The 11,160-nt window shown below is 52.7% G+C and carries 12 protein-coding genes; 3 read left to right on the top strand and 9 right to left on the bottom strand.

What is annotated here, in order from left to right:
- Positions 1–260: 260 nt before the first annotated feature.
- Entirely contained in the window at positions 261–1,367 is a 1,107-nt protein-coding gene (gene asd / locus ACQE32_RS12330; RefSeq protein WP_426974011.1) for an aspartate-semialdehyde dehydrogenase, read from the bottom strand.
- A gap of 241 nt (positions 1,368–1,608) precedes the next feature.
- On the opposite strand from asd, the gene ACQE32_RS12325 reads away from it, so the two are divergent.
- Entirely contained in the window at positions 1,609–2,202 is a 594-nt protein-coding gene (locus ACQE32_RS12325; RefSeq protein ID WP_085068632.1) for a YhgN family NAAT transporter, read from the top strand.
- Positions 2,203–2,261: 59 nt separating this feature from the next.
- On the opposite strand, the gene gntU is transcribed toward ACQE32_RS12325, so the two are convergent.
- From gntU to ACQE32_RS12295, 6 genes are all read right to left on the bottom strand, one after another.
- Complete coding sequence (gntU, locus tag ACQE32_RS12320) at positions 2,262–3,602, bottom strand: gluconate transporter (RefSeq protein ID WP_250651493.1); 1,341 nt, start codon at positions 3,600–3,602, stop codon at positions 2,262–2,264.
- A 9-nt stretch (positions 3,603–3,611) separates the two neighbouring features.
- Entirely contained in the window at positions 3,612–4,148 is a 537-nt protein-coding gene (gene gntK / locus ACQE32_RS12315) for a gluconokinase (RefSeq protein ID WP_427021860.1), read from the bottom strand.
- 139 nt (positions 4,149–4,287) lie between these two features.
- Positions 4,288–5,283 (bottom strand): gluconate operon transcriptional repressor GntR, encoded by a 996-nt coding sequence (gntR, locus tag ACQE32_RS12310; RefSeq protein WP_427021859.1) that lies wholly within the window; start codon positions 5,281–5,283, stop codon positions 4,288–4,290.
- Between the two features lie 157 nt (positions 5,284–5,440).
- Positions 5,441–6,136 (bottom strand): pirin family protein, encoded by a 696-nt coding sequence (locus ACQE32_RS12305; protein WP_250651491.1) that lies wholly within the window; start codon positions 6,134–6,136, stop codon positions 5,441–5,443.
- A gap of 275 nt (positions 6,137–6,411) precedes the next feature.
- Complete coding sequence (locus tag ACQE32_RS12300; RefSeq protein ID WP_426974008.1) at positions 6,412–6,891, bottom strand: putative T6SS immunity periplasmic lipoprotein; 480 nt, start codon at positions 6,889–6,891, stop codon at positions 6,412–6,414.
- 2 nt (positions 6,892–6,893) lie between these two features.
- On the bottom strand, positions 6,894–7,430 hold the full coding sequence (locus tag ACQE32_RS12295; RefSeq protein ID WP_426974007.1) for a type IV secretion protein Rhs: 537 nt from the start codon (positions 7,428–7,430) through the stop codon (positions 6,894–6,896).
- Positions 7,431–7,887: 457 nt separating this feature from the next.
- On the opposite strand from ACQE32_RS12295, the gene ACQE32_RS12290 reads away from it, so the two are divergent.
- Positions 7,888–8,385 carry a GNAT family N-acetyltransferase gene (locus tag ACQE32_RS12290; protein WP_426974006.1) on the top strand — a complete coding sequence of 166 codons (498 nt, stop codon included), beginning with the start codon at positions 7,888–7,890 and terminating at the stop codon, positions 8,383–8,385.
- Positions 8,386–8,555: 170 nt separating this feature from the next.
- Here ACQE32_RS12290 and ACQE32_RS12285 read toward each other — a convergent pair whose 3' ends face one another.
- Positions 8,556–8,765: a type II toxin-antitoxin system Phd/YefM family antitoxin gene (locus tag ACQE32_RS12285; protein ID WP_426974005.1), complete on the bottom strand. Its 210-nt coding sequence runs from the start codon at positions 8,763–8,765 to the stop codon at positions 8,556–8,558.
- Positions 8,766–8,911: 146 nt separating this feature from the next.
- A complete protein-coding gene (gene ggt / locus ACQE32_RS12280; RefSeq protein ID WP_427021858.1) occupies positions 8,912–10,660 on the bottom strand; it encodes a gamma-glutamyltransferase in 1,749 nt (582 codons plus the stop codon).
- 202 nt (positions 10,661–10,862) lie between these two features.
- On the opposite strand from ggt, the gene ACQE32_RS12275 reads away from it, so the two are divergent.
- A complete protein-coding gene (locus ACQE32_RS12275; protein ID WP_426974003.1) occupies positions 10,863–11,159 on the top strand; it encodes a DUF2756 domain-containing protein in 297 nt (98 codons plus the stop codon).
- Position 11,160: the final 1 nt, after the last annotated feature.

Here is an 11,160-nt window from a genome sequence, read left to right as displayed (position 1 = left end):
GCCGCGCGCATCAACTTTTAATCTTCAAAGCAGAAAAACAAAACAGTCCTGCTAAGCATAGACAAGGCCAACAATAAGCCTGCGAACTTTGTATAAAATAATTAGCACAATGCTAAAAAAGAGGATACGGATCACCCAGCGGTTAATTTTTGCGCCAGCATGATGAAAACACTGGGAAAGGAAGAGAGTGTGAAATTTCGGATTAAGGACGGGACGTTAGCCACTTGCCCCATTCAGTCGTTGAATGGGGCAAGAGCCGATTAATCTACCAGCAAACGCAGCATGCGACGCAGCGGTTCGGCAGCACCCCACAGCAGCTGATCGCCAACGGTAAAGGCAGAAAGATATTCCGGCCCCATGTTCAGCTTACGCAAACGCCCTACCGGCGTGGTCAGCGTGCCGGTTACCGCCGCAGGCGTCAGTTCACGCATTGTCAGCTCACGGTCGTTGGGCACCACTTTCACCCACTGGTTATGCGATGCCAGCAGCTGTTCGATTTCCGCCAGCGGCACATCCTGTTTCAGCTTCAGCGTGAAAGCCTGGCTGTGGCAGCGCAGCGCGCCAACGCGCACGCACAGACCATCAACCGGGATAGTTTGCTGCGTACCAAGGATTTTGTTGGTCTCCGCCTGGCCTTTCCACTCTTCGCGGCTCTGGCCGTTTTCCAGCTGCTTATCAATCCACGGAATCAGGCTGCCCGCCAGCGGCACGCCGAAATTATCCACCGGCAGCGTGCCGGAACGGGTAAATTCGGTGACTTTACGCTCGATGTCCAGAATCGCCGACGCCGGATTTTGCAGCTCTGGCGCAACGTGATCGTGCAACATCCCCATCTGCGTCAGCAGCTCACGCATATGACGCGCGCCGCCGCCGGAGGCCGCCTGATAGGTAGCGACGGAAGCCCACTCAATCAGATTGTGCGCAAACAGACCACCCAGAGACATCAGCATCAGGCTCACGGTGCAGTTGCCGCCAACAAAGGTTTTGATGCCTTTATCCAGCCCTTCACGGATGACCTGCTGGTTAACCGGGTCGAGGATAATGATGGCGTCGTCCTTCATGCGCAGCGTGGAGGCCGCGTCAATCCAGTACCCCTGCCAGCCGCTGGCGCGCAGCTTCGGGTAGATCTCACCGGTATAATCGCCGCCCTGGCAGGTGATGATAATATCCAGCGCGCGCAACGCCTCAATATCATACGCATCCTGTAGCGTACCGCTGTGAGCGCCTACCGTCGGTGCAGCCTGCCCGTGCTGTGAGGTTGAGAAAAAAATCGGACGAATCACGTCAAAATCACGCTCTTCGCTCATGCGCTGCATCAGCACTGAGCCGACCATACCGCGCCAACCAATAAGACCTACATTTTTCATTAAACACCTGCTACAGGCTTCCGGTTGATGACTGCGTCACCAGGATAGCGCCTGACTGTCTGAAGAGTAAAAATACCGGCTCGCCAGAAAGCGAAGCCTGCCAGAGAAAATGGGTTTACCTGTGACCCTCAACTCTACAAAATGCAGCTCTGCTGGCAAGTGAATTAATTCGATTGCGTTAATCTTTTCAACAGCATTGCTAATAACGGCGCTGCTGAATTAAAAGCAAAGAGCAAAATAAATGACTGAAATGATCTCCGCGACCATATTATTGTTGTTGATTATGGATCCGCTCGGCAATTTGCCGATATTTATGTCGGTTTTAAAGCATCTGGAGCCGAAACGGCGGCGTATCGTTTTGATCCGCGAAATGCTGATTGCGCTGGCGCTGATGCTGCTTTTTTTGTTTGCTGGCGAAAGAATTTTGGCGTTTCTTAACCTGCGTACTGAAACGGTCTCGATCTCCGGCGGCATTATTCTGTTTCTGATCGCCATTAAAATGATCTTCCCATCGCCGGAAAGCAGCAGTACCGGTCTGCCGGTCGGTGAAGAACCTTTTCTGGTACCGCTGGCGATCCCGCTGGTGGCCGGACCTTCGCTGCTGGCGACGCTGATGCTGCTTTCGCACCAGTATCCGCATCAGATGGGTTATCTGGTCGGCGCGTTGCTGTGCGCGTGGGGCATTACGGTGGTGATTCTATTGCTTTCCGGCCTGTTTCTGCGGCTGCTGGGCGACAAAGGCGTCAATGCGCTGGAGCGTCTGATGGGGCTGATTTTGATTATGCTGGCGACGCAGATGTTCCTTGATGGCATTCGCGCCTATCTGAAGATTTAGTCTGGCAGGCGATAAAGGGCGTCAGAAGCGGGCGGATATCGGGTATCCGCCCGTAACGATCAGGAGAGCAGTTGAAAAGCGATCATGCCGACAATGGCACCGGTGGTGCCCAGAATGGTTTCCATCAGCGTCCAGGTTTTTAGCGTTTGCGCCTCGGTTGCGCCGGTAAAGCGGCCAAACAGCCAGAAGCCCGCGTCGTTGACATGGCTGACCACAATCGAACCGCCAGCGATGCACAGCGACAGCGCCGCCATCTGCGCGCCGTTGTAGTGCAGCGGCTCAATCACCGGCATCACCAGCCCTACGGCCGTTAAACAGGCCACCGTCGCCGAGCCCTGAATAATGCGCACCGCTGCCGCAAGGATAAAACAGGCCAGCGCAATCGGCAGGCCCGCGCCGGTTAAGGCGTTGCCCAGCGCCGGGCCAACGCCGGAATCTACCAGCACCTGCTTAAACACGCCGCCCGCGCCGATGACCAGCAGAATAATGCCCGCTGGCTGCAGCGCACTACCGCAAACCTGCATCACCTTCTCTTTATCCATCCCCTGGCGCCAGGCCAGGCCATAAATCGCCAGCAGCAGCGCCAGCAGAATCGCAGTAAACGGATGACCAATAAACTCCAGCCACTCATACAGGCGTGAGCCTTCAGAGGTAAAACGCGCGCCGATGGTTTTTAGCCCCACCAACACCAGCGGGAAAAGAATCAGCGACAGGCTAAAGCCAAAGGAAGGCAGCTTATGCGCTTCCACTTCCGGCTGCGCCACTTCCTCCGGTACGTTAAAGCTGACGTGGCGGCTGATAAAGTTGCCAAACAGCGGACCGGCGATCAGCATACCGGGCAGCGCCGCGCACAGCCCCAGCAGAATCATCCAGCCGAAATCAACATGCATCTGCGACGCCAGCAGCATCGGTGCCGGACCCGGCAGCAGAAACGCCGCCGCCGCCGCCACGCCGGCAAACAGCGGGATCACCAGCCTGACGAGGTTATCGCCGGTGCGTCTGGCCACGGCGAAAGCGATGCTGATCAACAGCACCACCGCCACTTCAAAAAACAGCGGCAGCGCGCAAATCAAGCCCGCTATTCCCATCGCATAATGCGCCCGGCTTTCGCCGAATGATTTCAACATGCGAATAGCGATTTGATCGACCGCGCCGGTTTCATGCAGGATTTTGCCAAACATAGCGCCCAGCGCTACCACCACGGCGAGAAAGCCGAGCGTACCGCCCATGCCTTTTTCCATGGTTTCGGCAATTTTATCCAGCGGCATCCCGGAGAACAGGCCAGCGCCAAAAGAGACTAATATCAGGGCGACAAAAGCGTGCATACGCGCCTTCATCACCAGAAACAGCAGCAGAACAACCGAACCTGCTGCGGTTAAAACCAGGGTTGCGGTACTCATCAGAAACAACTAATCCTTTTTGATCGCACCCTCAATGGTCGCGATGGTGGCGGCAACGACATCCGGCAGGGGGTGATTGATATCCACCACCAGCACATCGCTTTCATCGGCGTCCGGCTCTTCCAGCGTATCGAACTGGGAGACCAGCATTTGCGGCTTAAAGAAATGGCCTTTGCGCGCCTTCAGGCGGCTTTCAATGGTGGCAAACTCACCTTTCAGATAGATAAAGGAGAGGTTGTTATTCCCCTGACGCAGGATATCGCGATAGCTTTTTTTCAGGGCGGAGCAGACGATGATCGAAACGGCCTGAGTACGCTGCATGGCAAATGCCGCATCGTTAACCGCCTTTAACCAGGGACGACGATCGTCATCGTTCAGTGGATGGCCTTCCGCCATTTTTTCAATATTCGCGCGGGGATGCAGAAAATCGCCGTCGAGAAACGCGGTTTTCAGCTGGTGCGAGACTTCATAAGCAACGGCAGATTTGCCGCTGCCTGATACGCCCATCAAAATGAATACATGATGAGACGGCAACTGGTTTTGCATTATTGTTAGCTCCGGCAGATGAAGATGGCAATGTTACCGATAACATCGCCATACCCATTCTCAGTACGTGCGTTCATCGGCGCAACCTGTCTCACAGGAAAAGCCTGGAATTGTGAGCGAGTTCAAAAAAAGCGCAGATTCAGATGCTCTCCCCTTCCTGGATCTCAAAACCCACATCGACAGGCTGATGTTCGCGGCTTACACCGCCAATACGCGCTAACAGCAGCGCGGCGGCTTCACGCCCCATACGATCGCGCGGTGTCAGCACGGTTGCCAGACGCGGCGTGACCACGTGCGCAATGTCATGCCCGTGAAAGCCGGCAATCGCCATTTGCTGCGGCACGCGCAATCCCTGACGCTGACATTCAAACATAGCACCTATCGCCAAATCGTCATTGGTGCAGAACAGGCTGTCGGTTTGCGGGTAACGCCGCCGCGCCTCGCACAGCAGCATCGCGCCCGCGCTAAAAGAAGAGGCTTCTTCCATCATGACGCTGCGCGGTTCCAGCCCCGCCTCACGCATTGCCAGTTCATAGCCCCGTTGTTTTTGTAATGTGCGCTCATCCAGCCGTGCGCCCAGATAGACGGTATGTCGATGCCCTTTCGCCAGAATCGCCCGGGTCATTTGTCGCGCCGCCTCAACGTTATCAAAGCCCACTGCCATATCCAGGCAGGGTGAGACGCTGTCCATCATTTCAATTACCGGAATCCCGGCGGTTTCAATCATGCGCAGGCTGGCTGGCGTATGGGTTCGTTCGGTAAGGATCAGCCCGTCAATGTTCCAGCCCAGCAGCGAACGCAGCTGAAGCTCTTCTTTCTCCGGGTTATAACCAAAGTGACCGACCAGCGTCTGATAACCTGCCGCATCGGTTACGCTTTCAATGCCGCGCAGCACATCGGCGAATACCTGGTTAGTTAATGAAGGCAGCAGCACGCCAATTGCACGGCTGGTGGCGTTAGATAGCATATCGGGAGCGCGGTTGGGAATGTAGCCCAGCTCATCCAGCACGACGGCAATTTGCGCGCCCAGCGCAGCGGAGACCTGTTGCGGATTACGGAGGTAGCGGCTGACGGTCATTTTCGTCACGCCAACGCGATCGGCAACATCCTGAAGCACGGGTCTTTTTTTCTTCATTATCATTCGCAGGCCAGAGGGAGGTGAGGATGAGTTTACAAAAAAACCGCAGCAGTAACGAGCAGGGAAAACGCGCCTTGTCTGAGACCAGACGCGCATTGATAAATCGCAGGCAAAAAAAGCCGCCGTCGGGTTGCGACAGCGGCCTGGGTTTGGCTTAAACCGGAGGCAGATCGAACAGCAGGATCTCTGCGTCGCTGCTCGCCTGTAGCATCAGCGTGCTCTCTTCCCAGATTGCCAGCGCGTCGCTGGTGGCGAGCGGCTGGTCATTTACCTGCACTTCGCCTTTTACCACCTGGATCCAGATGCGACGTGACGGATCCAGCGCAATGGTGTCGCTTTCACCCGCTTTCAGTACCCAGCGCGACAGCGTCATATCCTGATAGACCTTCAGCGAACCCTCACGGGCATCCGGCGAAAGGATCAGTTGACGACCTGTAACATCGGCAAAGCGTCGCTGGTCGTAACGCGGTTCAATGCCGGTGCTTTCCGGGATAATCCAGATCTGATACAGATGCAGCGGCTCACTGCTACTGGCGTTATATTCAGAATGACGTACGCCGGTACCGGCGCTCATAATCTGGAACTCGCCCGCCGGGATCTGCTCTTTATTGCCCATGCTGTCCTGATGCTCTACGGTGCCGGAAAGCACGTAAGTCAGGATTTCCATATCTTTATGGGGATGCGTACCAAATCCCTGACCGCCAGCAATAACATCTTCGTTAATTACCCGCAGCGCCGAGAAGCCCATGAAATTGGCATCGTAGTAATTGGCGAATGAAAAAGTGTGCCAGCTGTCCAGCCAGCCGTGGTTAGCATGTCCGCGCTCTTCAGCTTTACGTAAGTAAATCATGTTCAATGCTCCTCAACGTTTTTTCTAGTCTGGGGCCGGAGCGGATGGAATGATAGCTGAAAAACTTCACGCCTCTGTTCAAAAAAAATGAAGAGGTGTGCGAAGAGGTTTAAGCACTTTGGCAAATGCAGGGCAAAAAAAAGCCAGCTTGTGGCTGGCTAAAAAAATACTGGAAGCAATGTGAGCAATGTCGTGCTTTCGCAGGGAGTCCGATACGGGTCTCGCTGGAGTGCATGGCAATAATAATCATTATCATTCGTATCTGTAAAGCTTTTTTACTGCTGCTCTGGTGAGATAAGCTCGAACTCATCTGACGATCTCGCAGGCAGATTCCAGTTTGGCGGCTCCGGCTCAACTTCCTCGACCTGCAATCCATGTGCACCCTCAGAAAGACGGAAGCGGGTAACAAAGCCTCTGCCCCAGGGAAAATGCTTCTTTTTGAATTTCTTTTCTGAACTCAGAACAACGGAAAATACATAAGCGGTATCAAGCCGAAACGGGTAAGCAGCGATATCCAGACACTCATCGGCACGAACAGTGTAAGACTTAGGTATAAAAAGCTTTTCACGGGCCATACCTGCCATTTCATAGATGTGTATGGCGTAAACCTCCTCGTCTCCCTCCGGTTGTACGGTTACACATGGTTTATTATCTTTAATCGTCACTTGAGCAGGATAGTCAGGATGGAAATAGTCGCCTGGACCAGGGCAGCCGCTTAGCAGCAAGGCGGCTGCTATAAAGAGTAATTTTCGCATGATTATCTCTGCCTGAGAAAATGGGTTAACACACGCTCATAATCCGTTTTGATGTTTGGGTGAGCTTCCCCTGTAAAAGTCCCAATAGATGGAAGTGACTTAAGCCACAGGCCATAGCCATATCGATAAAGCAAAAAATAATCAGCCACTATCTGCGCCTGCTGTTCCATAGTGTAATCATGTAAATATTTATTTTCAGTAAAATCATAATCATAATTGGCCGCCCAACTAAAAAGCCCGCGGGTTCTGACCCACATCCCTTTCTGATATTGCCAGACATGGGTCAGCTCATGGATAAACGTATGTTGTTTACCAATGTCGGAAATCGCTGAGAAGTCATGCGCATAGAAATAGTCACGCATGTATATCTCCCCGTTGGGCGCCATCGCTACATTTTGGCTCTGCAGGCCAAAAGGAAAATAGCTGCCGTAGTGGATCCAAACCCGAGAGTAAACAATCGCATTACCAAATATTGTTTTAGCCATGTTGATTTCGCCCGGCGTCATCAGGCGTAAGCTTCCTTGTTTTGCATTTTTCATGACAGGTTGTCCATACCTTGCGGTTAATAAAATTAATAACATAAATAATGACAATTAAAATAATTAAACATTAGGGTAACTCTCTACCCTTAATGCATTAATAGCACCCTTTAGCGGGCCAGTTAATTAGCACAAAATAATACCCAACCGAAGTTTACGTCACTCCGTAATCTCAACAACTTATAATGCATGAAAGGCCAGATAGCGTTTAATTAGCGGGGGGTGTTACGCGTTATCTTAATCAACCTGTGGTTGCCTTTTAAAATTCATCTGATGCATCCAGAAAGATCAATAACGCTATTACCGCAGCAAATCAACATTCATTTTATATCATTGGACATTCGTCTCACTTTTTTATAATGAAAGATTCCATTAAAACATACGCTTAATTTTATTGATTTTTTAACGCAACCACGCGAATGTAACTGATAAAACGGCCAGATAACGGAGGGATAATATGAGCAAGATTGTTGTACGTCACGTAGAACCGCAGGATGCGCACGCCCTGCAACAGCTTTATGCACAGGAAAGCAGCTTCCGGGACACTTTGCAGATTCCCTATCCCTCACTGGCTATGTGGCAAGAGCGCATCGCCCACCAACAGCCTGGTCACTATGCGTTGGTTGCCTGCATGGAGGAGCGTGTTGTGGGTAATTTAACGTTAGAGGTTAATCAGTCTCCACGCCGCCGCCACAGCGCCTCTTTTGGCCTCGGGGTTGATGCCAATGAGCGTGGTAAAGGCGTGGCGCAGGCGCTTATGCGTGCCATGATTGATTTATGCGATAACTGGCTGGCCGTAGAACGTATTGAGTTGACGGTGTATACCGATAATGACGCGGCGCTGGCGCTTTATCAGAAATTCGGTTTTGTGACTGAAGGCACGGCGCGTGACTATGCATTACGGGCGGGCGAACGGGTAGACGTACACTATATGGCGCGATTGCGTAAGCGTTAAAGGAAAGCGATCTTATTTGATTTCCCAGGGGTCAAGTAAGCCAGGCCCTATATCGATAAAATTTTTAATTTTTGGCGCCCCTGTTTTTCTTAATTCTGAAAAAACATTCGCACCCAGTAAATAACGCATCAGAAATCAAGGTCCCGGTTAATAATATCCCCACGCTCAGGTTAAAAATCTATAACAGCCGCTTCCGGCATCTGCAAGTCATCAAGAATACTTCTGCGTGAACCGCTGAGCTTTTTAAACTCTTCCCGGTTCAATAATACATATGCAATTTTACCGCGATCGGTAATATAAACTGGGCCATTCTGAGAGAACTTTTTCGCCTTTGAAGCTTCCTGATTAAAGGTGTGGCTGATGATTGTTGTAATAGTCATACCTTCACCTCACTGATAATAACGATGCTACAAATCATATGCATCACATCAAGAAGATTCCATTTATTAGACGGATTTTCGATAACTTCTTTTTATGTTTATCTTTTACGCCGTGCCGGAGCGCAGTTTTCCGACACGGTGTACCATTAATACCCTGCCGTTAGGTCATCTACCGTGCGTGGATCGGACGCGCCGTACAGCATGCCGTCAGGCCCGATCATAATGCTTTGCGTACTGCCCATCGCTGGCAATACTTCGACGTTCTGTGCTTTCGCACTCAGCAATTTAAGCGTATCCGGGCTGAAACCTTTCTCAACGCGTAGCTGATCCGGCAGCCACTGATGATGGAATCGTGGCGCATTGGTGGCTTCAGCCACATTCATGCCAAAATCGATGCTGTTAACCACCATTTGCAGCACGGTGGTGATAATGCGGCTGCCGCCCGGACTGCCGGTAACCAGCCAGGTTTTGCCATCTTTCGCCACAATAGTTGGCGACATGGATGACAACGGACGCTTGCCTGGCTGAACGGCGTTGGCTTCTCCGCCGACCAGGCCATAAACGTTTGGCGTGCCCGGACGAGCGGAAAAGTCATCCATCTCATTGTTCAGCAGAATACCGCTTTTGCCCGCCACGATACCGCTGCCGAAATTAGTATTCAGCGTATAGGTCACCGCGACCGCATTGCCCTGCTTATCCACCACCGAAAAGTGCGTGGTCTGGTTGCTCTCATACGGCTCCAGTTGGCCCGGCTTGATCTCTGTTGAAGGCCGCGCTTTGGCAATATCAATCTGCTGCGCCAGCGATTTCGCATAGGCTTTGCTGGTGAGCGCCTGCCACGGCACCTTAACAAAATCGGGATCGCCCAGATATTCCGAGCGATCGGCGTAGGCATATTTTTCTGCTTCAGCCATTACCTGCATCGCGTCAGCGCTGCCGAAGCCCATTTTTGCCAGATCGAAGTTTTCCAGGATATTCAGGATCTGCACAATATGAATACCGCCGGATGAGGGCGGCGGCATGGAGAAGACCTGATAGCCACGATAGCTGCCGCTAATCGGCTGGCGCTCTACGGCGCGGTAGCTGGCTAAATCCGCTTTGCTAATCAGCCCGCCGTGCTGCGCCATCTCTGCGGCGATCTGATCGGCAATCTCCCCTTTGTAGAAGGCGTCCGCTCCCTGTTGTGCAATCAGCGACAGGCTGTGTGCCAGATTCGCCTGCACCAGACGTTCGCCTTTCTGGTAAGGCGTGCCGTCCGGCTTAAAGAAAATAGCTTTGCTGTTTTCATGCGACAGCAACACCTCTTTGCCATAGCTATTCAGATCGTCAGCCAGCGCATCGTTCACAATGATACCCTTGCGCGCCAGCTCAACGGCAGGCTGTACCAGCTGACTTAGCGGCAGCGTACCGTATTTTTGGGCGGCCAGCGCAAAGCCCGCCACCGTGCCGGGCGTACCGGAAGCCAGCGGCGAGGTCAGGGAAAGTTTGCTGTCCGCATTACCCTGTTTATCCAGAAACATATCCCGGCTGGCGCGAGCGGGTGCCACTTCACGAAAATCGATAGCCGTGGTACGGCCAGAAGCGGTGCGCAGCAGCATAAAGCCCCCGCCGCCCAGGTTGCCCGCCTGCGGATGGGTTACCGCCAGCGCAAAACCCACCGCCACGGCGGCATCCACCGCATTGCCGCCCTGACGCAAAATATCCACGCCAATTTGCGTGGCGGTCTCATCCACTGATGCTACCATCCCCTGCTTCGCCCGAACCGGATGGAAGGTATCCGCTTCGATACCATAGGAAACCGGTGGGGCATTTTGTACCAGCGCCAGCGCCGATCCGCCCCAAAGCAGCGTCAGCAACGCAGCTGTAAGCCGCCATCCCTTTACTTTTTTCTGCATACCATCACCTTTGTTGTTGTGTTTACATTGTGTTTACTTTTCTTAAACTTGCACAAAATAAGCATAAAAAGCGAGCCTTAACGCAAATTAGCATCCAGTGACAGGCCGATCGCGGAAGGTGAGTTAAACTTAGATTGGGCAACACACAGCGATGCCGCTCTGGCGTCGTCTCCGCCGCGTTGCCAATGAAGGAGAACAGCAAGTGAAAAAACTACTGATGATTTTTATCGCTCTGCTGCCGCTAAGCGGCATGGCGAATACGCTGAACAACAACAACCCTAACCAGCCGGGTTACAACCCAAGCCAGCAGCGTCTGCAAACCCAGATGCAAACGCGTCAAACGCAGCAGCAAAACAAGTTACGTATGGATCAGCAGCAGCAGACGCAGCAAATGCAGCGTCGCATGCAAGAACAGCGGAACAACACGCAGCAGCGCGTTTTACAGTCGCAGCCCGGCAGCAATACGCCGCCGCCGGTTTATCAGAACAACACGCAGTAAT

It is taken from the genome of Pantoea sp. FN0302, from assembly GCF_050113775.1.
GTDB classification, from domain to species: Bacteria; Pseudomonadota; Gammaproteobacteria; order Enterobacterales; family Enterobacteriaceae; genus Mixta; species Mixta alhagi.
The sequence above is the reverse complement of the archived record's forward strand: the minus strand, read 5'-3'. Positions and strand labels throughout refer to the sequence as shown.